Annotated in this window: 19 protein-coding genes, 1 tRNA gene and 1 pseudogene; 6 read left to right on the top strand and 15 right to left on the bottom strand. The window is 61.6% G+C overall.

What is annotated here, in order from left to right:
- Window positions 1–21 precede the first annotated feature (21 nt).
- The 6 genes from VKR55_RS04705 to VKR55_RS33015 all read right to left on the bottom strand — a co-directional run bounded on the left by VKR55_RS04705 (window position 22) and on the right by VKR55_RS33015 (window position 5,309).
- Window positions 22–1,263, bottom strand: coding sequence for a sensor histidine kinase (locus tag VKR55_RS04705; protein WP_324400200.1), 1,242 nt, complete (start codon window positions 1,261–1,263; stop codon window positions 22–24).
- Window positions 1,264–1,691: 428 nt separating this feature from the next.
- Window positions 1,692–2,129, bottom strand: coding sequence for an SRPBCC family protein (locus VKR55_RS04700; protein WP_324400198.1), 438 nt, complete (start codon window positions 2,127–2,129; stop codon window positions 1,692–1,694).
- On the bottom strand, window positions 2,126–2,455 hold the full coding sequence (locus tag VKR55_RS04695) for an ArsR/SmtB family transcription factor (RefSeq protein WP_324400196.1): 330 nt from the start codon (window positions 2,453–2,455) through the stop codon (window positions 2,126–2,128). Before VKR55_RS04695 ends, VKR55_RS04700 begins: the two co-directional genes overlap by 4 nt.
- Window positions 2,456–2,683: 228 nt before the next feature.
- Complete coding sequence (locus tag VKR55_RS04690; protein ID WP_414642301.1) at window positions 2,684–3,346, bottom strand: hypothetical protein; 663 nt, start codon at window positions 3,344–3,346, stop codon at window positions 2,684–2,686.
- Complete coding sequence (locus VKR55_RS04685; protein ID WP_324400194.1) at window positions 3,343–4,749, bottom strand: selenium-binding protein SBP56-related protein; 1,407 nt, start codon at window positions 4,747–4,749, stop codon at window positions 3,343–3,345. Before VKR55_RS04685 ends, VKR55_RS04690 begins: the two co-directional genes overlap by 4 nt.
- Window positions 4,750–5,093: 344 nt before the next feature.
- The gene (locus tag VKR55_RS33015; protein ID WP_414642300.1) at window positions 5,094–5,309 is read right to left on the bottom strand and encodes a GCG_CRPN prefix-to-repeats domain-containing protein; all 216 of its coding nucleotides are present in this window, start codon (window positions 5,307–5,309) and stop codon (window positions 5,094–5,096) included.
- Window positions 5,310–5,927: 618 nt separating this feature from the next.
- On the opposite strand from VKR55_RS33015, the gene VKR55_RS33010 reads away from it, so the two are divergent.
- Window positions 5,928–6,482 (top strand): S1 family peptidase, encoded by a 555-nt coding sequence (locus tag VKR55_RS33010; RefSeq protein WP_414642299.1) that lies wholly within the window; start codon window positions 5,928–5,930, stop codon window positions 6,480–6,482.
- On the opposite strand, the gene VKR55_RS04675 is transcribed toward VKR55_RS33010, so the two are convergent.
- From VKR55_RS04675 to VKR55_RS04650, 7 genes and pseudogenes are all read right to left on the bottom strand, one after another.
- Window positions 6,428–6,826, bottom strand: coding sequence for a hypothetical protein (locus VKR55_RS04675; protein WP_324400190.1), 399 nt, complete (start codon window positions 6,824–6,826; stop codon window positions 6,428–6,430). The genes VKR55_RS33010 and VKR55_RS04675 overlap by 55 nt on opposite strands.
- Window positions 6,827–6,940: pseudogene (locus VKR55_RS33005) on the bottom strand (DUF5681 domain-containing protein); the annotation flags it as partial.
- Window positions 6,941–7,173: 233 nt separating this feature from the next.
- Window positions 7,174–9,240 (bottom strand): bifunctional DNA primase/polymerase, encoded by a 2,067-nt coding sequence (locus VKR55_RS04670; RefSeq protein WP_324400188.1) that lies wholly within the window; start codon window positions 9,238–9,240, stop codon window positions 7,174–7,176.
- Window positions 9,237–9,557, bottom strand: a complete 321-nt coding sequence (locus VKR55_RS04665) for a hypothetical protein (protein ID WP_324400185.1) — start codon at window positions 9,555–9,557, stop codon at window positions 9,237–9,239. Before VKR55_RS04665 ends, VKR55_RS04670 begins: the two co-directional genes overlap by 4 nt.
- A gap of 135 nt (window positions 9,558–9,692) precedes the next feature.
- On the bottom strand, window positions 9,693–9,887 hold the full coding sequence (locus VKR55_RS04660) for a transcriptional regulator (RefSeq protein WP_324400183.1): 195 nt from the start codon (window positions 9,885–9,887) through the stop codon (window positions 9,693–9,695).
- Window positions 9,888–10,085: 198 nt separating this feature from the next.
- Entirely contained in the window at window positions 10,086–11,219 is a 1,134-nt protein-coding gene (locus VKR55_RS04655) for a tyrosine-type recombinase/integrase (protein ID WP_324400181.1), read from the bottom strand.
- A 174-nt stretch (window positions 11,220–11,393) separates the two neighbouring features.
- A tRNA-Ser gene (locus VKR55_RS04650) sits at window positions 11,394–11,480 on the bottom strand.
- 95 nt (window positions 11,481–11,575) lie between these two features.
- On the opposite strand from VKR55_RS04650, the gene VKR55_RS04645 reads away from it, so the two are divergent.
- A complete protein-coding gene (locus VKR55_RS04645) occupies window positions 11,576–11,959 on the top strand; it encodes a hypothetical protein (RefSeq protein WP_324400179.1) in 384 nt (127 codons plus the stop codon).
- 875 nt (window positions 11,960–12,834) lie between these two features.
- On the opposite strand, the gene VKR55_RS04640 is transcribed toward VKR55_RS04645, so the two are convergent.
- Window positions 12,835–13,758 (bottom strand): dihydrodipicolinate synthase family protein, encoded by a 924-nt coding sequence (locus VKR55_RS04640; RefSeq protein WP_324400177.1) that lies wholly within the window; start codon window positions 13,756–13,758, stop codon window positions 12,835–12,837.
- 178 nt (window positions 13,759–13,936) lie between these two features.
- Between VKR55_RS04640 and VKR55_RS04635 the strand changes: the two genes are divergently transcribed.
- Together VKR55_RS04635 and VKR55_RS04630 are read left to right on the top strand one after the other, a co-directional pair.
- Window positions 13,937–15,679 carry a flavin-containing monooxygenase gene (locus tag VKR55_RS04635; RefSeq protein ID WP_324400175.1) on the top strand — a complete coding sequence of 581 codons (1,743 nt, stop codon included), beginning with the start codon at window positions 13,937–13,939 and terminating at the stop codon, window positions 15,677–15,679.
- Window positions 15,680–15,883: 204 nt separating this feature from the next.
- Complete coding sequence (locus tag VKR55_RS04630) at window positions 15,884–18,178, top strand: MHYT domain-containing protein (RefSeq protein WP_324400173.1); 2,295 nt, start codon at window positions 15,884–15,886, stop codon at window positions 18,176–18,178.
- Between the two features lie 38 nt (window positions 18,179–18,216).
- On the opposite strand, the gene VKR55_RS04625 is transcribed toward VKR55_RS04630, so the two are convergent.
- Entirely contained in the window at window positions 18,217–20,445 is a 2,229-nt protein-coding gene (locus tag VKR55_RS04625) for an O-linked N-acetylglucosamine transferase, SPINDLY family protein (protein WP_324400171.1), read from the bottom strand.
- Between the two features lie 206 nt (window positions 20,446–20,651).
- On the opposite strand from VKR55_RS04625, the gene VKR55_RS04620 reads away from it, so the two are divergent.
- Complete coding sequence (locus VKR55_RS04620) at window positions 20,652–22,154, top strand: PfkB family carbohydrate kinase (protein WP_324400169.1); 1,503 nt, start codon at window positions 20,652–20,654, stop codon at window positions 22,152–22,154.
- A gap of 12 nt (window positions 22,155–22,166) precedes the next feature.
- Window positions 22,167–22,892, top strand: a complete 726-nt coding sequence (locus VKR55_RS04615; protein ID WP_324400167.1) for a nucleotidyltransferase family protein — start codon at window positions 22,167–22,169, stop codon at window positions 22,890–22,892.
- Window positions 22,893–22,894: the final 2 nt, after the last annotated feature.

Below are 22,894 nucleotides of genomic sequence, written 5' to 3'. Positions count from 1 at the left end.
GAATTTGCTAGGCGACATCGCTTAAAGCTCGCTCCGGATCGAGCGCGGCAGGAGCAGCCGCACCGTGGTCCTTGCCCCCATCTCGCTCTCGAGCGAGAGCTGTCCTTCGAGGCGGTCGACCACCATGCTTTGCACGATGTGCAGGCCAAGCCCGGTCGCGCCTTCGTGGCGGCGCGTCGTGAAGAAGGGATCGAAGGCCTGGCGGCGGACGTGCGGGCTCATGCCGCAACCGTCGTCGGCGACCACGATTTCGATGTCGCCGTTGCCGAGCGCATGCGCCTTGACGCGGATCGTTCCAGCGCGCCCGTCCGGAAACGCATGCTGAGCCGAGTTGAGCGCGAGATTGCTCAGCACGAGCCCGTAGGGTCCCGGCAGGCTGTCCATGACGAGATCGCCTTCGCAGGCGACATCGAGCGCGAGCCCCCGTTCGCGCAGCTCCGGCCGCAAGCCGGCAAGCACCTGCTCGGTGAGCTCACGGAGGTCGAAGCTGCGCCGTTCCAGACGGCTCCGATCGACCGCCACCTGCGCGAACGACTGCACCAGCTCGGTGGCGCGCGCGAGGTTCGCGACAAGCTGGACCGAAGCGCCCCTGACCGCATCGAGGAATTGGTTGAGGGACGAGCGTCTGATCTCGCCGCGTCCGACCTCGGTGGCGAAAAGCTCGTACTTTCGCTGCAGCGTCGTCGCGGCCGCAAGGCTCGAACTGACCGGGCCGCTGATGTCGTGCGCGACGCCGTCGACGAGTCTTCCGAGCAGCGCGAGCTTTTCCGCTTCGATCAGCAAGGCCTGGGTTTGACGCAGATGCTCCAGTGTCTCCTCGGCCCGTTCGCGGGCGCGTCGCATCTCCTGCTCGCTGCGCTTGCGCTCGGTGATCTCTTCCGCCGCGACGTTGATGGCGACGATCTCCCCGCTTGGCGCCCGCAGCGGATGCCAATAGGTGATCCAGGCTCGCTCGTCAGGCTGGTCAGGACGCTGGCCGGCTACTTCGACACCGGTGATAGGCTCGCCGATCCGAAGGATCGACTGCACGATCGCCTCGACTGAATCAGCAAGCGCCGGCACGCACTCCCGCACGGAGCGGCCGAGATGCTCCTCGACCGAGATGCCGCAGATCTCGGTCAGCCGCTGATTGATCTGCAGGTAGCGGCAATCCGGCGACAGGCAGGCAAGTCCGATCGGCGCTGTGTCATAGATCAGCTTGAGCGCCGGCTGCGGAAACAGCAGGACGTCGGATTTTGCTGCAGCCCGGCTGCCGTTCCCCACTAAAATGCCTCGCCTTTCGTTGTGTCCCCAGCGATGGCAAGGAACCGCTCCCCGTCCGCAGCCTCACAGGCTGGATCGGGCAAGCACTGATGTCACGTCGATCCTAGCAAAAACGACCCTCGCAACAAAGGTCGCCTCGCCGCGCGACGCGCCCGAATGATTACGGATATCGCCCCATCCCGAGTCCGGGCCAGAGTCACTGATTCGCACTCTGGAAACGCCGCAACACATGATGCCGGCTAGCTTCGAGCCGCCGGATCAAACGCTGAGCTAACTCCACAACGCGGACGGAGGCAGCTTTCCCGAGGCGAGCCGGCGCAGCCTTCCCGCTTCCTGAGTGTCCTCGGACAGCCGTTGCCGGTGACGCCGGATAATGCGCAAAGCCGATGAAAGTTTCTGGCGGGTTTTGCAAGGCGTCCGATTGCGCCTCAACCCTCCGCAAAGCTTCGCAACTGCGCCAGGATTTGCGCCCAGCCCTGATGCGCCTCAAGGCCCTCCGGTGTCAGCCCCGAATGCGTCACGCGCACGGTGGTGATGCCGTCCGTTTCAGACAGGTCGAAACGGACCAGCGTCTCGGAGGCGTTGGCCTGCCAGGACGGCAGCCAGGTGAAAGCGAGCACCCGCGGCCGCTCGATCGCCCGATACTCCCCTGTCACCGTGAACGGCCTGCCAAAGCCTGTGCCGCTCATCTTGAATTTGCCGCCGACCCGCAAGTCGGACTCGACATGCGTGGTCTGAAAGCGGCCATCACGGCCCCACCACCGCCTGCGCTGCTCGGGGTCAGTAAGCGCCTCGAACACGCGCGCGGCGGATGCGTTGATGGTGATTTCCTGCACGATTGTTTGCGTTGCAACGGCTGTGGTCATCGCTCCTCCTCGACGTAGTGTTTCAGCTCGCGCAAGGTGCCGCTCCAGAACACCTCGTAGTCGCTGAGCCAATCGTTGACGAGGCGCAGCGGGGCGGCATTCAGCACGCAAATCCGCGCCGTGCCTTCCTGACGTGTGGCAATCAATCCGGCCGAGCGCAGCACGCGCAGGTGCTTCGAAATTGCTGGCCGGCTCGTGCAAAAATTTGCAGCGATCTCGCCGACGCTGTAGCGCCCGTGACGCAGCATTCCGAGAATCTCCCGCCGCGTGGGATCGGCGATCGCTCGAAATACGGCGGTGCGTTTCTGGCGGTGTTGCGTAACCATTGGGTTACACAAATGGTAACCATATGGTTACGGATGTCAAGGCGCACAATCAGGTGCGACGCACATTCCTCGCACCGGGAGATCACTGCGTTTGCCGCCGAAACCTGGGGCCGTGCACGAAATAAGCAACAAATTCTGGATGCGTGGAACCCTGTTCACGGCAGGAGAACTACGGAGCGAAACCCAGCCCCGCGTGAAGACGGCCTGCAATCCCTTCGCGATTCACCGTCACTCCGTGAGGTTGAACGCGAGCGCGACGCCGCCGATCAGAACGAGGCTGATGGCCCAAACCGCATCGAGATTGAACCAGCTTCGCGATACGAATTTCAGGCCGAGATAGCGGTACACCAGCCAGGCCATGCATCCGCCCGCCCCTGCCATGACGGCGACGTGCACGAGGGCAACGAGCATCGCCGTGCCGAGATTGGCCCTCACGAGCGCGGCGGTTGCCTCGTGGCCGGACGCGGACGCGTCGCACAGGCCGAGATAGATCGGGAGCAGCATCAGCCCGGCGCCGTGTGCGATCGCGATGGCAAAAGACCAGAGCCCCAATTGTGTCGGCGGTATCCTTGCGAGCGCTCTGGGATGGCGTCGCCGAAAGAAAAGAAAGATGCCAAAGCCGACGACGACCAGGGACGCCGCTATCTGAATCTGACGTTGCCATTCGGCGAGCGTGAGCAGCAGCGCGAATGGCAGAAGCATCAGGATGATTGCAAGGAAATGGCCCGCCGACAGCGGCCCGAGCGCCAGAAACAAGGCGCGCGGGCTTCGTTCCATGAGCCCTGCGGAGACCGCGAGCGGCCAACCCATTCCGGGATTGATCCCGTGAAAGAGGCCGCTCGCGACGATCGCAAGCCAGAGCCAGGTCGCGGCCCAATTGGCTCCGCTCAATTCGAGACCGACGGGTAACAGAAGGAATCCGTCGAGCAGTCACCGCCCTCGAGCCGGATCTGGTGCGGCCGATATCCGTCTGGAAAACTCACGAAGTAATCGCGGGCAAGCTCCAGCCCACCCCCCTCACTCGCATTGGCCATCACCTCGGCGCCCGGCATGCCCTCGGGATAGAACTGGGCATCCCATGTCGAGTACAGCGAGTTCGTCCAGTACACCCGTTTGCCGTCGCGGCTGATCTCGACCATCTGCGGGCCGCCCGCAAAGGCCTTGCCGTTCGGGTGCGACGTGCGGCGCGCAATCCCGCCGATATGCACGGAGCCCGCAAGCTTCGGCTTGCGGGGATCGCCGACATCGTACTGGCGCATCTCGCCCGTGCCCCAGCAGGACACGTAGAGAAACCTGTCGTCCATCGACAGGTCAATATCGGTTACCAGTGGCGGCACCGCACCAAAGCCCTGCAACAGCGGCGGCAGTTTCTCCTTCGGCGCAGGCTCGGGCGGGATAGTCGCCGTCTTTTCGGCGTGGAATTTTCCGCCCTCGCGCCACCAGGTCCAGATCGAGGCTTCGAGGTTGGTCGTGTCGACCACGACGCCGACGAATCCGTACTCGCGAACCGGATCGTGGGCGGGCCGCACCTCCAGGGCCATTTGATGGTTGGCGCCGAGGTCGATGGTCTGCACGTGGCGCCGCTCCCTCAAGTCCCAGAAGTGGAGCTGGTGACCGTATTTGTTCGCGAGAAGATCTTCCGGAACGATCCCGTTCTCGAACTGCGGCGGCAACGCCCATTCGCTGGTCACCATGTAGTCGCGCGGCAGATTCCACCAGAAATCATAGTGGAGCTTTTGCGGGCCGCGATCGATCTCCCAGCGGCCCAGAATTTCGAAGCTTTCGCAGTCCATGATGAACACGCCGGGAGGTCCGTTGGTGCCGTCCTTTCCACTGCCGCCAAGCGTGCTCACGTAAATGCCCTCGGGCCCGCAATGGACGGTGTGCGGGCGCGAGTAGCCGGTCTTCTTGAAGACCTCCTCGGGCTCGATGATCTTGTGAATGCGTGCTTTCGTCGGATCCGGCTTGGTGTCCACGATGTAGATGCGCGACGAGCGAAGCCCCGGGATGATGAGATAACGACGCTCGACGAAGGCGTGTCCCGCGAGCGGAGACAAGGCCGACGAGCAGGCGTTCCAGCCGCAATGATGAAATTCGTCACCCTTGTTCGGCATGATCACGGTGTGGACGACTTGACCGTAGCTCGGCGAGGACGGCTTGACGTCGACGACAGCGAGCGCGTCGGGCCTGGAGAAATCGGGACTGAGCAGCAAGGTGTAGGCGAAGTTTTCCACTGGCGCTTCCATCGCAAGCCTGGGCGATGCGTGAAAGGTGGGATCTGGCCTCATGGTCATGGCATTGCCTCCCAGTTTTGGGTCGGCCCGCGTCGACATGGCTAAGGGCAAGAGGCAGTGATGTGCCGGCTCTCAGGACCCAAGTCCGCGAGCTCAACTGACCGAGGCACAATACGCCATTGCGTCGCTTGCGGAAACGGGAAGACGCATGACGCCAAGATTTGTGACCGCCGAGTGCAACAAAATATCAGGCAGCTTTAGCGAGACGTGGCGGAAGGGGCTGGGATTTCAACTCACGGTGCCCTTGCGGGCACGCCGGTTTTCCAAGACCGGTGTCTTAAACTAACGACCCCGACTCCATTGCGAGGCCGGGGCCATTTGTTTTCGCGCTCCGATTGACGAGGTTACAGGCAGCGCAACTGCCCGTTGGGCATACGAGTGGCCGGATGGCCGGTCTTCTTGATGCACCAGCCTTGATTTTGACCGCCGGGAACACAGACGCCGGCCCCATTGCGATGACCGTTTGGACCGCACCCGCCTAGCGCGAGCGCAGGTGTCGTCACCGACGACATCGTGACAGAAAGAACAAAAGCTCCGAGTAGCGCAGCACAAACTTTCATGACTATCTCCCTTACGCCATTATATGAATGGCGAGCTTGCATATAGCAGCCGGCGGTCCCAAAAGAAATCACGGTGCGCATGGCGAATGTGTCGACACAACAATCGCATTCAGGCGACGTTCATCAAGAAGCCGAGTCAGTTAATCGGTTGACCCTCGCGATGGATTGCAGGTCTACGCAGTCTGCCGTGCCCTGCTCGCTGCCACAGATCCGCAATTGATTTCGTCCGTCGACTGGGGATTTGGCATCCTCCAAACCCAAGATTGTTTCGACTTTGTGTCGGATCTGCCTCCTCGCAATCAACGACGCATTCCTAACGCGCTGGCATCAACCACCGAGGGTGTGCTAACTGCCCCGCATCCGACCTCCAGGAGAGAGCGCTCGTGTCGCTGACGGATACAGTTGTGCGATGTCGATCTGGAATTTTCCAGCTTGAATTCGTGAACACAGCAAAACAAAAGATCGGAGGCGGTACCGCCTTTGTCAGCAACGGCCATTTGATAACCAACCATCACGTGTACCTTGGCTGCCATGCCGCTGCACAAGTAGGCGTGCATCGCGACGATATGGCCGTAGGAGAGTTTCGTTTTTTTTGGCGCCCAAGACTTTGCCACCTGGTTGGCAGCCGGCTCGCAAGAACAGAGCTACGATTACGCAATTCTCCGACCGCCGGCAGATTTGCTACGATCGACCGCTCATCAGTTTACCCTCGAGGTGCCAAGAAATCGGCGCATCGGCGACGACGTTGCCCTTCTCGGCTTTCCCCTCGAACACAATAACCTCACATGCCATAGCGGCAGGATTTGCTCGTTCTACGAATCGGGACTGGCGCATGTCATACAGATCGACGCGAGCGTAAATGCCGGAAATTCCGGAGGTCCTTTGATTGACCCTGAGACCGGCGTAGCCATCGGCATCATCACACGAAAGGCAACCGGACTGAGCCAAATCTTCGGTCACCTTCGACAAACAATGCAGCAGAATATCAAAATTGCGGAAGCAACCGGCGGTGGCATGATCATTGGAGGCATAGACTTCGTCCAATCAATCGCTATCGGCCAGCGGCAAATGTTGGCGACCCTCGATGAAATTGAACGGCAGGCTAATGTAGGCATTGGCTACGCTTTCTCGGCCGAGCATTTATTGGCCGAGGGCTGCATGGCGCGTCGATAGGCCGGGTTGGCGGAAAGTGTATCCTCCGACGGTAACGCGATCGGACACGGCAACACTTCCACCGGCTTTGCCATTCGCGCGCGCAAGTCCTCAACGATCCATTCCGACACAGTTTCGGGCGAAACGCCGCTCGCGCCGGCCGCTTCCACGGCATCGAGCACACCGCGCAGCGTTTGCCATTGCTCGGGGCTGAGCGAGCCAGGGATGCGTTGTTCGACACTCACGGCTAGTTCGCATGGGATCAGGCCATAGGCGATCTGTGCGAGCTTGCCAGGGTCTTCGTTAGCCAGGCGCACGAGGACGTCGCGGCCGGCCGCTTCCCATACCTCAGCGATATCCCTCAAAAGCGCCTCAGCAATTCGTTGACGGCTTCCGACAGGCCGGCCGGCGCGATTTCCGCTCTCGCCCGGTTGCCAGCGGTGCGGACCGGCCGTGGTGATGTTCCGTTGTTGATTCATTAGACTACCTCAGTTTGCCGTTGATAGGTTTCCTCAGTTTGCCGTTGTTTTGTTTGCGTGCGCTCGGCGCAAAGCCGAAGCGCCACGCGAGGGGGTACTAGGGGGAGGTCTGGAGGTGCAACACTGGACTATTGAAATCATTGACGTTTTTGGTGACTCTGGACACTCTGGAGCAACCTTGGAGTGCCAACTCTGGAGCAACCCTGGAGCTACACCAGCAGGTGTGCCTAAAATCATGATACAATCTGCACGGGACATGGGGGTGGTGGGTGATCCGGCACGATCGGAGGCGCCTTAAACGCCCGAATAAGTTCAAACGTCTTGTCCGACGGCGCGCCATACATGACGTTTTCAATCTCGCCTCTTTCGAGCAGCCGTGTCATCGCATCGACCATTTCGTGCTTTTTGACACCCTGTCGCTCGGCTTCGCGTCGAAACAGCTTTGGCGCATACTTCGAAGAGTGAGTGCTCATGCTCACCCGGTCGTTGTTCTTCCGATGCCAATCGAGCCGCTGCAGAAACACCCGCTCTGCTCTCTGCTCTTGCTCAAGCGGAGACAATGGTTGCTCTTCGCGCGACCACCCCGAAGTGAATACGCCGTTTCGCCACCACATTTGAATTTCGGTGCCCGTGCGACCGTAGTTTAATTTTTTGGTGCTCAGGACTCGCTTGTCCGGATCATCCTCGGAGCCGTCCTCGCCAATCACTCGGCTGAAATAGAGCCGGGATCGAACCGAATTACTCCAAGCGGTTGAACCGCTCGTGCCAGTTCCCGAGTTCAAACCGGTGAGGCTTGGGTGCGCCAGTAAAACGACAGCGCAGCTGTGCTTGAGCGCCAGCTTGCGCATCAAGGCAATGAATTTCCGCACCTGATGCCGTATGCTTTCGTTGCCGCCGTAGACGTCGGCGAGGGTGTCGAGCACAGCCACGACGGGCTTACTCTCGCCCATCACCTCATCGAGTTCCTTATAAAGCGCCGTCTCTTCAAGAACGCCAGCGTCTTTCGCCAAGCCCAAGAGCGCGTCCTCTTCGGTCAGACTTGTCACGTGCAGGCCCTTGAGATCGCCGAATGTTTTGTTCATGGATTTCGCTATGTCGTCCATGCGTCGGTGCAGTTCGTCGTGGTCATCTTCTGCCGTGATGAATTCGACCGGTCCTTGTTTTACCGAGCGCCCGAAAAAGAATGTGTTGGTTCTAGCGGCAGCGGCGAGTTGGAGCGCCAGGAGCGATTTACCGACACCACCATCACCGTAGAGTAGTGTAACGTTCCTGTGCGGCACCAATTCAGACACCGTCCACTCGCGGTCGGGGACGACCTTCCCGTGGAGTGTAGCGGCATCAATGCGGTGAGCACGAATGCCCGTCCTTGAGGGTGTGGACGGCGGCATGCCCGATCCTTGCAATATCGTTATTTCGTTCTGTCTTGCCATTGTTAAGTCCGGATCAGCCTTCCCTGCTTTCAATCCGCTTTGGATAGTCGATATATCGTGCGCCCGATCGTCGGTGCCGAAGGCCTCGCAGGCCTTCAACAACGTATCGATTGCAAGTTGCTCGGGAAGTTCGCCCCCACCGACAAGGCGACCAATTAGGTAGGCTGACTTATTAAGCTGGTCGTTGCGCTCGCCAGGTGCGGCGCTAGCTACGCACTTGAACTGATCGACCAATGCGATTTCAGCGCGATTCGTGGGATGGAGCGGCGGCTCAATCGTTGTAGTCGCAGGCGTAGTCGTCGACGCTTTTTTAGCAGCCTCTTGTGCGAGCTTCACGAGCCAATTCGGCGCTTCGACCATGGCCGCTAGGTCGTTGATCCATTCGTAAGCACCGTCACCGCGGATGCTCGGCGGCGCGAAGACCATTGCGCCTTCACCGCACACGTCAAGACCGAGACCGATTTTGCTTTGCGACTTTGGGATTTCAATGCCCTCTGGAAGACGCCAATAATAGTGCAGCGACTTAGACGGGCTCCGCGCTTGAAGCGTCTCTGGTAAAGGGCCGTGCTCGGCAATAAGCGCGTCTAGGGCTTCCTTACCGTTGTGGGCGTGGCCGCCTTCTCTGGTGTCGACGTCGAGAACCCAAAGCTTATTAACGCTGCCTGTTGGAACGCCAATCAGGGCGCGCCCTAGATGATCTGCGAAATCCGCGCGGATTTCATCAGGGTTGTTCGTCATGCCCCACTTACGACCGTCACTATATTCGGCCGATTTGTAGGACTTTTTCTGCTTACCCTCTATCCTGCCGGGGAAGACGCAATAGCCGTTGGCGGCATATAGAAGCGCAGCGTCGAGCATAGGATTGGTCACGCCCGCACCGCCTTCCGCCGTGCAATCTCGGCTTTGAGCGTCGGAATACTGTCCATCAAATTTTTGAGTTTCGCGCGTGTCTGCCGATCATGAGTCGGCGAAGTGCCGTCGTTATAGAGCCAGAGTTGTGTCTCAAATTTGATTCGCGTGTCTGGCGCGATCGGCACTAGGGGTGACGCGACAGTGATTATGCGATCAGGCAAGTAGTAATCGATCCACGGCGCGAAGACGATTGGTTGATAGAGTCGATCGTGGAAATAAATGAAGGCTGGGCTGAGGTAGATGCCGTAAGGCCAAAGGCGGTAGTCGGTACGCATTACTCGGATTCCTTTGTTGAGAAATCCGATCGGAACATAGTTGCAATCGCAACCAACATGTGCTAAGAAAATCGTGCTCATAAATTCCTAAACTCAAGTTGGCCCGATCGGCATGTCCGGTCGGGTTTTTTGTGTTTAGGCGGCTGCGGATTCGGTCTCGGCCGCACGTTCGGCGCGCCAGGCTTCCCATGCCTCGCGGCTGATGCGGCGCTCTGACCCGACCTTGTAGGTCGCGGGCGCTTTGCCCATCTTGGCCAGTTTGTAGAACATGGACCGGCCGATCTTTTCGCCACTGCAAAACTGATTGATAGTGAAGGCTTCCATTTTCATTCCTCGTTAAGGTTTTGTGGTCGCGAAAAAACCCGCTTCGCCACTTCACAGCGGCTCGGCGGGTCTCTCTCTGGACCGTGGTTGTCCTTATACGCTAGTTTTTGTTCACTGTCAACAAAGTGACATGTTAACCCGTTGATAAGTCAACATATTTTTGAGGTACGCAACCTGTGGTCTCAACATAAATTTGAGGTTGCGCTAACTCATTGATGCGCAATACTGACTCCACGCTTCCATCAACTCGCGTCGCTTCGCGAGCGCTGTTGAGCGTCGGTAGGCGGCTTCGGTTTCATCAGCGACGCTATGCGCCAAACACATTTCAGCTATGTCACGAGGAAAGTGCGAGCAGTCGCCACACCAATCGCGGAACGTCGATCGCATGCCGTGAGTCGTGGCCGGTGTCTTGGTGTGGCGTGCGATGCAGTTGGACAGCGTTACGTCACTGACGGGCCGGAAAGGTAATTGCGCTGAGGCCGCAGTGGTCAGCGGCACCTTGTGCTCCCGATCGGCTTTCATGCGAGCGGCGGGGATCGTCCAAAGATCGCCCTTCAATTCGGTGGCCGCGTCCATGTCATAGGCTTCGTTGAAGCGAGAGGCGGTCAAGATAATCCAGCGCAGCATGCGCGCGGCGTCAGACGTGTCACTTGCCAGTGATTTCCAGAAGGTGGGCATCTCCTCATAGGGCAATGCCGGATGATGCGTCACGTCCGACTTGCGGCGCCGTGCAAGCACCTGATCAAGATGGCCACGCCAGAGAGCCGGATTCTCGCCCGTACGGAGTCCTTCGGCCTTGGCCGCGTTCAAAATCGCTTCAATGCGTCCGCGGACACGTCGCGCCGTCTCTTTCTTCGTTTGCCAGATCGGGCGCAGCGCTTTCAACACGCCATCGGTGTTCACGTCGGCGACAGGCAGATGGCCAATGTTGGAATAAGCGTAGTCCCGCAAACTGTTGCGCCATTGCTGCCGGTGTTTGTCGTTTTTCCAGCCGGCCTCTTTTCCGGAAATGTACTGCTCGGCATACGCCTTGAACGTAGTCGCGCGCGACGCCTGCGCCTTGGCTTCGGCACGCTCGGCGTTGCGCTGCTCGATCGGGTCTTTGCCATCACGAATCAGGGCTCGGGCCAAGGCGGCATCTTCACGCGCTTTCGCTAACGTCACGTCGCCGGATGGACCTAATCCCATGAACCGCTCTTTCCCGGTCATCGGGCTTGTGAAGCGAAAAACCCGACTCGCGTTGCCGCTCTTGTCGACGTCGAGCCGCAAGCCGTCACCGTCGCTCAGCTTGTCGCCAGGTCGTGCGTTCTTCACCTTCAATGCAGTCAGATTTCCCATCGCTATTCCTTTCAAAGTGTCCGCCTAAACCCACGAGCCAACCCACGTTTTGATCGTGGATGCTTGGCGACACGCAAAAACATTTAGCGATGCGAAAGTGAAAATTCGCCTTACGCCGCAATAGCTTGCGTGTCAGGTATAGGCGTGTATGGACACTGATGGATTAGCAGGGAGCGGAAGGGGTGGGATTCGAACCCACGGTACCCTTGCGGGCACGCCGGTTTTCAAGACCGGTGCCTTAAACCACTCGGCCACCCTTCCATTGTGAGCGACTTCAATCACTTGGCACGGGGAATAGCAAGGACAGGTTAACGACCGTAGGATGGAGCGAGCGGATCGACGCTAGGGGGCAAAGAGTGAGGTTATTTACAATTTCCGGTGGCGCGTTGCTCGCGATGATGGCGGGCGCGCCCGCCGACGCGCGCGTGGTCAAGTCTGGTGTGACGACGCCGATCCATACTTACCTCTCCTGGAACAACGACTGCTCGCCGAATTCGGGCGTGGTCAGAGTCGCAACCAAGCCGCAGCACGGAAAGCTGACCCCGCGCAGGGTTACCGCAGTCGCAAGGCGCAACCGGTTCTCCACCTACGGCACCATCTGCCTCGGTCGATCGATGCCGGGGTTCGAGGTGGATTATACATCGGCGCGCGGTTATCGCGGGACCGACGGCTTTGCGATCGAGGTGATCTACGGCAGCCGAAAGCCGATCCTCGATACGTACACGGTGACGGTGGAGTAGACGCCGACGGAAAAGCTTATACGGCCGGGATGGCCGGGGGCGGATTAAAGGCATACCCTCGCACCTGCAGAAACATCTCCTTCAGAGTTGTGCCGCGGCCACCCGCCTTATCCCAAAACCTTTCGCACTGCGATCTCGGCATGCATCAGAAATCACGCCCTCGGCGGTGGCGATCAGGTTGTCGTGCGCTTGCTTCGCCTTTGGCGCCGCGCGTTTGCGGCTTCGGCTTCGGTCACTTTCTTGCGTAAAGCCTGGAGATCCAACATCTGCTGTTTGAGAAAATCGATTACGAAGATCCGTTCGTGCGGGTATTTGACTCCAGCCGCGCGCGGAGGCTTTCCCATTGGGAATCCCCATTGTTCGTGCGCGCTGGTCGGAGGGGAAGGTAATAGCGGGTCGTGACAATTTGGTTATGCGTTGCGAGAATTCAAAGCATCCGCCGAGGCAATCGAGCCGAAGGCCAGAGCACTCGGCGTTTCGATAAAATTGGTCAAGCCGAAACCCGATCCTGAATATGATGCGGTGAGGTGGAGTTGATGCCAACGGGAGCTGGTTACCGCCGCCGCGGGCCGCGATGGCCGGGGGCGGCCCAAAGCGCCCCGCCTTGATAGCAGACCCGTCCTGGCTTCGCCCACCCACAGGCCGGGTAGGTTGGCTTGCCGCCGCGCGCCAGTTCGACATTTGCATTGGCGGCGCCGGGCGTGGCCAGGCAAAGTTCGCTTGAAAGGGGCGCAAGCACCAGCCCGATAGCGACAGCAAGCACCAGTCTTCGGAAAGAGGTCATCGCGATGCTCCGTTGAGTGGGAGCATCAGGCCTCAGTTTTTTGCGTTGGTCTTGGACCGATCGGCGGATTGGTTGGACTGTCCGGTGTTGCTCACTTCCCCCACCGCAACACCGCTGGATCAAGCCCTTTCGCGATCTCGATCAGGCCTGCCCGCGTCGCCGGATGCAGCGGCTGCAACGGGTGACGCACGGTGTCGGAGGCGATGACGCCGCCCTCTTTCATCAGCACCTTGCAGGCGGCGAGGCCGCATTGGCGGTTCTCGTAATTGATCAGCGGCAGCCAGCGTCCATAGGCGGCCACGGCGTCCGCGCGGCGGCCGGCGAAGAACGGGTCCATGATCTGTCGGATGCCATCGGGATAACCGCCGCCGGTCATGGCGCCGGTGGCGCCGGCGTCGAGGTCGGCCATCAGCGTGATTGCCTCCTCCCCGTCCCATGGCCCTTCGATCACGCTGCCACCGGCGGCGATCAGGGCACGCAGCTTGTTCGCCGCGCCCGGCACCTCGACCTTGAAATAGCGGATGTTGGCAAGCTCCTTGGCCATCCGCGCGAGCAGATCCACCGAGAGCGGCGTGCCAGCGACCGGCGCGTCCTGGATCATCACGGGAATGCCGACGCTATCCGAGACCACGCGGAAGAAGTCGAAGACGGCGGCTTCAGGCACGCGGAACGTCGCGCCGTGATAGGGCGGCATCACCATCACCATGGCCGCCCCCGCCTGCTCGGCCTGCCGACTCCGCGCCGCACAAATGGCGGAGGAGAAATGGGTCGTCGTCACGATCACCGGCACGCGGCCGGCGACGTGGTCGAGCACGGCCTGCATGACGCTTTCGCGCTCGGCATCGGTCAGCACGAACTGCTCGGAGAAATTGGCGAGAATGCAAATTCCCTGCGAGCCCGCGTCGATCATGAAATCGATGCAGCGGCGCTGGCCCTCGAGGTCAAGGTTGCCGTTGGCATCGAAGATGGTCGGCGCGACGGGAAACACGCCGCGATAGGGTCGTTTGGAGGTCATGCTGGGAATTCCCTGGGAGATGCTCTTGGGCACGAGGCCCAGCGATCATTAGTTTGGATAGCGCCTGGACGCAATCGTGGCGCAGCGCCCTGCGAAAACGCCGCGCCTCCCTGTCCAATTCATGATCGATTTTTGGGCGGCCTGCGGCATAATTCCTGACAAAAGGGGAAACGCAACAATGACGACAAAGGCCGGGACGACGCGCGCAGCCGAGATTGGAACGAGCTTCGACGCCGTCGTGGTCGGCGCCGGCTTTGCCGGCATGTACATGCTGCACCGCTTGCGTGGGCTTGGCTTCACGGCGCGCGTGTTCGAGGCCGGCGGCGGCGTCGGCGGCACCTGGTACTGGAACCGGTATCCCGGCGCGCGCTGCGACGTCGAGAGCATGCAATACTCCTTTTCGTTCTCGGAAGAATTGGACCAGGAGTGGAACTGGTCTGAAAAATATTCGCCGCAGCCCGAGATCCTCGCCTACGCCAACCACATCGCCGATCGCTTCGACCTGCGCCGCGACATCGTGTTCGATACCCGCGTGGTCAGGGCGACGTTCGACGAGGCTGCAAAGCGCTGGCAGATCGAGACCGACCGCGGCGACAGGGTGTCGGCGCGCTTTTGCATCATGGCAGTCGGCTGCCTGTCGGCGCCGAACCGGCCGCGCTTCGAGGGCATCGGCGATTTCAAGGGACCGGTCTACCACACCGGCGAATGGCCGCATGAGGGCGTGGATTTCACCGGCCTGCGTGTCGGCGTGATCGGCACTGGATCCTCCGCGATCCAGTCGATCCCGATCATCGCCAAGCAAGCCTCGCAGCTCACCGTGTTCCAGCGCACCGCGACCTGGTCGGTGCCGGCCTGGAACGAGGCATTGACGCCGGACTATCTGAAGCAAGTGAAGGCCCACTATCCGGAGCTGCGGGCGAAAGCCCGCGCACGCCCGACCGGCTTTTATTTTCCCTACAACTTGACGCCGGCGCTGGAAGCGAGCGAGGCGGAACGCGAGAAGCAATACGAGGAAGCCTGGGCACGCGGCGGTCTGCCCTTCCTCGGCGCCTTCGGCGACCTCCTGTTCGAGAAGGACGCCAACGATACCATCGCCGATTTTGCGCGGAGGAAGATCCGCGGCATCGTGAAGGACCCGGCGACGGCCGAGCTGTTGTGTCCTGACAACGTGTTCGGCTGCAAGCGGCTGTGCGTCGATACCGGCTATTTCGAAACCTACAACCTGCCGCATGTGAAGCTGGTCGACGTCTCCAGGACGGGAATCGAGCGCTTCACGGCCGGCGGCATCGTGGTTGATGGCACGGAATATCCTGTCGACGCGATCGTCTCCGCCACCGGCTTTGCGGCGATGACGGGGTCGTTCGACAAGATCGCGATCACCGGCCGCAACGGACTGACGCTCGCCGAAAAATGGCGCGCCGGTCCCCGCACCTATCTCGGGCTCGCGTCCGCGGGCTTCCCGAACCTGTTCATGATCACCGGGCCCGGCAGCCCGTCGGTGCTCGCCAGCATGATCCAGGCGATCGAGCAGCACGTCGACTGGCTGGTGGATTGCCTCGGCCACATGCGCGACGTCGGCGCGAGCACGATAGAGGCGTGCGTGGAAGACGAGGACGCCTGGGTCGAGCATGTCAACGAGGTCTCAAAGGTCTCGCTGCGCTCGACCTGCAGCTCCTGGTATGTTGGCACCAACATCGCCGGCCGGCCGAGGGTGTTCATGCCCTATATCGGCGGCTTTCCGATCTATGTGCAGAAATGCAACGAGGTCATGAGCAGCGGCTTCGACGGCTTTGTGCTGGAAGGTGCGGCCAAAACCAACAAGCCGCCGGAGGTGCGCTTGACCGAGCGCTGGCGCGCGCCGCTCGACATGGAGGTGATCTCGCCCGCTGCCGTCGCCGCCAGGCGCGTGCCGGTTGTTTAAGAGGTAAACAAGAGCTTACCGTGCAATGAGTGGCTCGGCATTCGTGCCGAGTTCTGAGGGTGTTGCTGCAGAGCACGCATGGTGGGTGTTGAGGGCGGCGCGTTCGGAACCCGATGGAACTATGCAACACGCCAAAAAAAGCGCTAGAATCGCCATAATGCATCACCACAGATTGGGCGAATGCATCCCCACTAAAGTGCCCGAATGCATCATCATTCCGGTTCGCACGACCCCGTTCTCGTAGCGCTGTCGATTCTGATCGCGGCGCTTTCTTCGTATACAGCGCTGGATCTTGCGACCCGCATGCGGGCCACCTCAGGCCAGGCCAGTTTGGGCTGGCTTTGTGCTGCGGCGATCGCCATGGGCGGCGGCATCTGGTCCATGCATTTCGTGGCCATGCTGGCATTCAGCCTGCCCGGAATGGCGGTCTCGTACGATCCGCTGCTCACGCTGCTGTCGCTCGCCATTCCCATCGTCGTGGCCGCCATCGCCTTCCTGGTCGTCAGTCAACGCCCGAGCGCCCTGCTCGCTTCGGGGTTCGGAATGGGGCTTGCGATCTCCGGCATGCATTACACCGGCATGGCCGCCATGCGCATGCCCGCCTTCATTACCTACGATCCGCTCTGGGTCGCGCTATCCATCGCCGTTGCGATCGGTGCGTCAATCGTCGCGCTGTGGCTCGCCTTCCGCACCACCAATGTGCTCGAGCGGCTGTCCGCCGGCGTAGTCATGGGACTTGCGATCTCCGGGATGCATTACGCGGCGATGGAGGGCTCGTCCTTCATGCATACCGATGTCGGGACCGGCTACACAGGACACGGCACCGTCGGACAAGCGCCGCTTGCATTCCTGCTTGCGGGCACCACCATCATCATTCTCAGCATCGGACTCGCTGCAGCCATCTATGATCGCTCCACGGCGGAACGCGCCAGTCGCGAGGCCGAGGCGCTCAGGCGCAGCGAGGAGCGCTTCCGGCTTCTCGTGGAAGGCGTGGCCGACCACGCCATCTTCATGCTCGCCCCGGATGGACAGGTGGCGAACTGGAATCTCGGGGCTCAGCGCTTGATGGGGTATGGCGAGGAGATTGTGGGATCGCACTACGCGATCTTGTACCCGGAGGAGGACCGCAACTTGGGCCTGCCCGATGCCGCACTCACGGAGGCGAAGCGGGACGGCAAGTCGACGCATGAAGGCTGGCGCCTGCGCAAGGACAATAGCCGCCTCTGGGCCGAGACGACTATCCAGGCGGTGCGCAACGCGCGCGGCGAGACCATCGGCTTCGCCAAGATCGTGCGCGACGTGACGGAACGCCGCCGCGCCCAGGAGGCGCTCGAGCGCACGCGGGATGCGCTTGTGATGTCGCAGAAGATGGAGACCGTCGGTCAGCTCACCGGCGGCGTGGCTCACGACTTCAACAACCTGCTGGGAGCGATCCTCGGCAGCCTCGAAGTGGTCAAGAGACGCGTTCACACCGACGACCCCAGGATCCACCGGCTGCTCGACAATGCCATTCAGGGAGCGCAGCGCGGCGCCTCGCTCACACAGCGCATGCTGGCCTTCGCGCGCAAGCAGGATCTCAAGCCCGTGGTCGTGGACGTTCCGGCCCTGGTGCGCGGAATGGCCGCGCTGCTCAAGTTCGATCCCGGTATCCGGATCGAAACCCATTTCCCGCTCGAACTGCCGAGAGTGAGGGTCGATGCCAACCAGCTCGAGCTTGCGATCCTCAACCTCGCCGTGAATGCGCGCGATGCGATGGCAGGCGGCGGCGTCATCAGCATCGCCGCGCACGAGGAACCGGCGATGGATGGTCTGGGCGCTGGACAATACGTCGCGCTCTCGGTAAGCGACACCGGATGCGGCATGGACGAGGACACCTTGAGCCGCGCGCAGGATCCGTTCTTCACGACCAAGGGCGTCGGCAAGGGGACCGGCCTCGGGCTTTCGATGGTGAAGGGGCTTGCAGAGCAGTCGGGAGGCACGCTGGTGCTGAAGAGCCGTCCCGGCGAGGGTACCACGGCCGAAATCTGGCTACCGCGCGCCGAGGACCAGACGGTTCCCGCGCCCGTCGCGGTGCCGATGCATTCCGTGTCGCGGTCTAGCCGCCCCCTCTCCGTGCTGGTTGTCGACGACGATCTTCTGGTGCTCGACAATACGGCCGCGATGCTCGACGACCTCGGCCATGACGTCATCGAGGCGTGCTCCGGCGAGGAGGCGCTGCAGCTCCTGCGTCGAACGCCCAAGATCGATGTCGTGGTGACCGACTACGCCATGCCCGGAATGAACGGATTGAAGCTCGCCGAGGCGATCGCGGTCGAGCGCCCGGACACGCCTGTGGTGCTGAGCACCGGGTATGCCGAGCTTCCAGGCTCCATGCGTCCTCACCTGCCCCGCATCTCGAAACCGTTCGACCAAGCCGCTCTTGCCGCCGTGATAGCCGAGGCGATGCGCGAGACCGCACAGACCGGCTCTGTCCTGACGTTCCTGCCCAGAAGCGCCTGAAGCGAGCGCGTGACAAGAGCGGCCGAGACGACGCTGGCCTATTTGGTGGAAGCGCCGCTGCAGTAATCGCGCCAGAACTTGCGGTACCCTTGTTCCACGCGACGCGTGTAGATGTCGCAATTTCCGGCTTCGGAGTTGGCGACCTGCGCCGGCAACCGCGCGCGCAACGCCGCGAGCTCCGAGGGATTGGAAGCGTGTTTGAGCGCGATCGCGAGATAGCCATCATCATCCCCGGCAACCCAGTCGTCGAGTCCGACTGCCTTCACGATCGCCCCACCCGCGCGCGCTGCCGGGCCATCGCCGAGCTTGGTGACCACGGGCACGCCCATCTGCAGCGGCTCCCAGGTCGAGATGCCGCCATTTTGCGGGAACGGGTCGAGCGCGATGTCGATGTCGGCAAACATCTGAAGATGCTCGAGGCGCGTGGTCTTGCCGATACAGCGGATGCGATCCGCAGGAATGCCGTGGGCGACAAAGCGCGCGGTCAATCCGTCGCGCAGGAGTGGATCGCTCATCGAGCCGTTCTTGACCACCATCATCGCGCCCGGCACAGCCGCCATCAACTTCGACCAGAGCTTCAAGGCGGGCTCTGAAATCTTGTCGGTCCGGTTGAACATGCCGAAGGTGACATGACCGTTGCGGAGCATGGGCAGCGGCGATGGCGCAATCTCCGGAGGCCGCTCGATGGTGATGAGCGAGGGCAGATCGTAGATTGTTTCCGCAAAGAGGTGCCGGACCGCGGGCGGAATCGTGACGGCATCGGCGAAGAGATAATCGATCGTGGGCAGGCCCGTGCCGGTCACGCTGCCGACGGCCGTGACCTGGATCGGCGCCGGCTTGCGCGCGAATACGCCGAGCCGATGGCCGGCCGAATGTCCGGACAGATCGACGAGGATATCGACCTTGTCGGCCTGGATCCGCTCCGCCAGCTTCTCGTCGGGGAGCTGCCAGGCGTCGACCCAGCGCTCGACCATCGCGCGCAAGCAATCCGTCGTGTCGTCCTTGAGCGGCGAGCAGGAATAGGCGATGACCTCGAATTGCATGTGATCGTGGTGGCGCAGGATGGGCATGAAGCCGAGCGCAGCGGAATGATCGCGGAAGTCGGAGGACACGTAGCCGACGACAATGCGCCGCTCGGGATCGAGGTTGCGCTCGCCGAGCGACTGCCGCGGCAAGCGCGAGCCGATCGCATCCCACCAGTATTTCCGCGCGGCCTGAAGCTCGGCAAAATCGGTGCCGGGCAGGAAATCCAGCGCAAAGATCTTCTTGGTGATCGCATCCTCATAGTCCGGCCTGATCGCGAGCGCGCGGTCGTAATGCTCGATCGCGGTTACGATGTCGCCCTGCAGCGCAAAGCAGGCGCCGAGCAGGCCCCAGGCGACCTCCGAGTTCGGGTTTTGCGCCAGCACCTTGTTGCTGGCGCAGATCGCCTGAACCGTGTTGCCATCTAGGAGACAGGCCGTGGCCTTGCCGCACAAGGCGGGTTCCAGGAGCGGCTGCAGCGCGAGCGCCGCGTCAAACTCGGCCTCCGCTTTCTTGGGCTGCCCCAATTGCTGATAAAGCCGCCCACGCTGTGCGATCACGGCGGCCGCATCCGGCTTGAGGGCCAGCGCCGTATTCAGCGATGCGAGCGCCACGTCGAAGTTTCGCAAATTCATGCTCACGAGGCCCTTGCCGAGCAGGGCCGGCAAAAGCCGCGGCTGCAGCGAGAGCGCCCGATCGAAGCTCTGCGCGGCCTCCTCATTCCGGCTGGAGAGCAAGAGCGCCATGCCGCAGTTGCAATAGGCGTCACCATAATCGGGCTTGAGCGCGATGGCGCGGTCATGGGCGGTGATCGCCTCATCGAACCGCCGAAGATGCATCAAGGCGTTGCCGAGATTGGTGAGCGCGGTCGGGAAGTTCGGCTTGAGCGCGACCGCGCGCTGGTGGCGTGCCAGAGCCTCCTCATAGCGGCCCAGCCGGAACAGCGACAGACCGAGGTTGGATTGGGCTTCGGCCGAGCGCGGATCGAGGTCGACTGCGCGCGTGAGGACCGCCGCCGCCTCGTCGAATCGCTCGCAATCGTTCTCGGACACGCCGAGCAGATGCAGGGCGTCAAAATGGTTGGGCAGGTCCTTGAGGATCTGCCGGCATAGCGTCTGGGCCTCCAGGTGCCGGCCTTCGCGATAAGCCTTGATCGCCGCCGGCAACAGGACTTCCGCCTGCTTCCTGGCTTGCTTTTGCAGCCTTGCGTTTTGAAAGGCACGCGAACCAACACTGCTTTGCAATTGCAATTCCCCGCAGAAACTCTCCATCCTTCCCGATGGCTGCTAGGATTCTCGTTGATTCGCTATGAGTTGGCGAATGTGTTCTTGGCAATTTGGCGGCCGGTTAAGTGTTGTTAACCATCCGCGTTCTAGCGTTGATTCGCTGACCTCACCGACCGGCCTTCAGGTACACCGTGGCGCGCATTGCTCATTCTACCGACAAAACATTGGACGACCGGACCAGGCTGGAGTCCGCGGACAGCGCCGCGCTGCGGCTCGCCTGCGGTAGCGCCAATTCAATCGCCTTCGTGTCCGGCAATTTCAACGTCGTGCACCCCGGCCATCTCCGCCTGTTGAAGTTCGCGGCCGAGCAGGCCGACATCCTGGTGGTCGGAGTCAATGCGGACTCCTCCCCCGGCGTCACTGTTCCGCAGCAGGTGCGGGTCGACAATGTGTGCTCGATCAGCATGGTCGATTACGCGGTCTCGTTGAATGTTCCGGCGGAAACCTTCATCGCGTCGCTGCAGCCGAACGTGGTGGTAAAGGGCAAGGAGTTCGAGCACCGCCAAAATCCCGAGCAGCGCGCGGTCGACGCCTATGGCGGACGGCTGGTGTTCAGTTCCGGCGAGCTGCGCTTCGCCTCGCTGTCGCTGGTTGAGCGGGATTATACCGATGCCGATATCTCGTCGGTTACCAAGCCGCTCGATTTTCCAAGCCGGCACGGCTTTGAGCTCTCGCAGCTCAAATCGACGCTGGCCAAGATGGCGGGCATGCGGGTGCTTGTCATCGGCGACCTCATCATCGACGAATATGTCACCTGCGACGCGATCGGAATGTCGCAGGAAGACCCGACTATTGTGGTCACGCCGATCGTGACCAAGACGTTTGTCGGCGGCGCCGGCGGTGTCGCGGCGCATGCGCGGGGCCTGGGCGGTGATGTCCGGTATTGTACGGTGGTCGGCGAGGATGAATTCGCGAGCTTTGCGCTCGAGAATCTGGAAGAACAGGGAATCCGCTGCGATTGCTTCGCAGATTCCACGCGGCCGACGACCCGGAAGCAGCGCTACCGCGCGCTGAACAAGACCTTGCTGCGCGTCAACCATCTCCGCCATCATGCCCCGAGCCCCGATATCCAGGGCAGGATGCTGAAGGCGGTCGAAGCGGCCCTGCCCGATTGCGACCTGCTCTTATTCTCCTGCTTCAACTATGGCTGCCTGCCCCAGGATCTGGTCGATGCCATCACGGCGAAAGCGCGCGCCAAGGACGTGATGCTGGCCGCCGACAGCCAGGCCTCCTCCCAGCTCGGTGATGTCTCTCGCTTCCGCGGCATGTCGCTGATCACGCCGACCGAGCGCGAGGCCCGTCTGGCGCTGAACGATTTCGAGACCGGATTGGCCGACGTCGGCGAACGTTTGATCCACAAGGCGTATGCCGACAACCTCGTGATCACGCTCGGCGCCGAGGGCTTGCTGGTCAACACGCTTCACGACGGCACGCTGGTGACCGATCGCCTGCCCGCCCTGAATCCGTCGCCCAAAGACGTCGCCGGGGCCGGCGACAGCTTCTTCATGAGCTCGGCGATGGCGCTCCGGGTCGGCGCCGACATCTGGCAGAGTTCCTATCTTGGCGCGCTTGCAGCCGCGCTGCAGGTCTCGCGTGTCGGCAACAGCCCGATGACCGCAGCCGAGCTGGTGGCGGAAATTGACGGCTCGAGCTACGAGCACGACTAGAGGAGAACGACGATGCGCGCGCTTCTTCTCGCTGCAGGACAGGGGCTTCGCCTGCTCCCGATCACGGCGACCACGGCAAAGTGCATGGTCGAGATCAACGGCCGGCCGCTGCTCGACTACTGGCTGGAGCTCTTGCTCAACGGCGGCATCGAGCGCGTCCTCGTCAACACCCACTGGCTCGAGGACCAGGTGATCGATTTTGTGAAGGCCTCGCGCTGGGCAGCGCATGTCGATCTCGTGCACGAGGAGGAGCTGCTCGGCACCGGCGGCACCGTGCTTGCCAACCGCCACTGGTTCCAAGGGCAATCCTTCATAGTGGCCCACGCCGACAACCTCACTGATTTCGACGTCTGCGGCTTTGTCGACGCGCACCGCCGCCGGCCCGCCGGTCACGCCGTCACCATGCTCGGCTTCCGTACCGACACGCCCCGCTCCTGCGGCATCCTGGAACTCAATCATCGCGGCACAGTCGTCGCCTTTCACGAGAAGGTCGAAAATCCGCCCGGCAACCTCGCCAACGGCGCGGTCTATATTTTCGAGCCGGAGGTCATCGATGCCATCGCGTCCTTCGGGCGGCCAATCGTCGACCTCTCGACCGAGATCATCCCGCGCTATATCGGCCGCATCCTTTGCGTCGAGACGCGCGGCTACTATCGCGACATCGGCACGCCCGAAAGCCTCAGGCGGGCCATCGCCGACACCGCCCCGCGGCGCATTAGCCGTACCGGCGTCGCCTAGGG

The organism is Bradyrhizobium sp. (assembly GCF_035309285.1).
Classification (GTDB): Bacteria; Pseudomonadota; Alphaproteobacteria; order Rhizobiales; family Xanthobacteraceae; genus Bradyrhizobium.
This window is presented reverse-complemented; position numbering and strand designations above follow the sequence as displayed.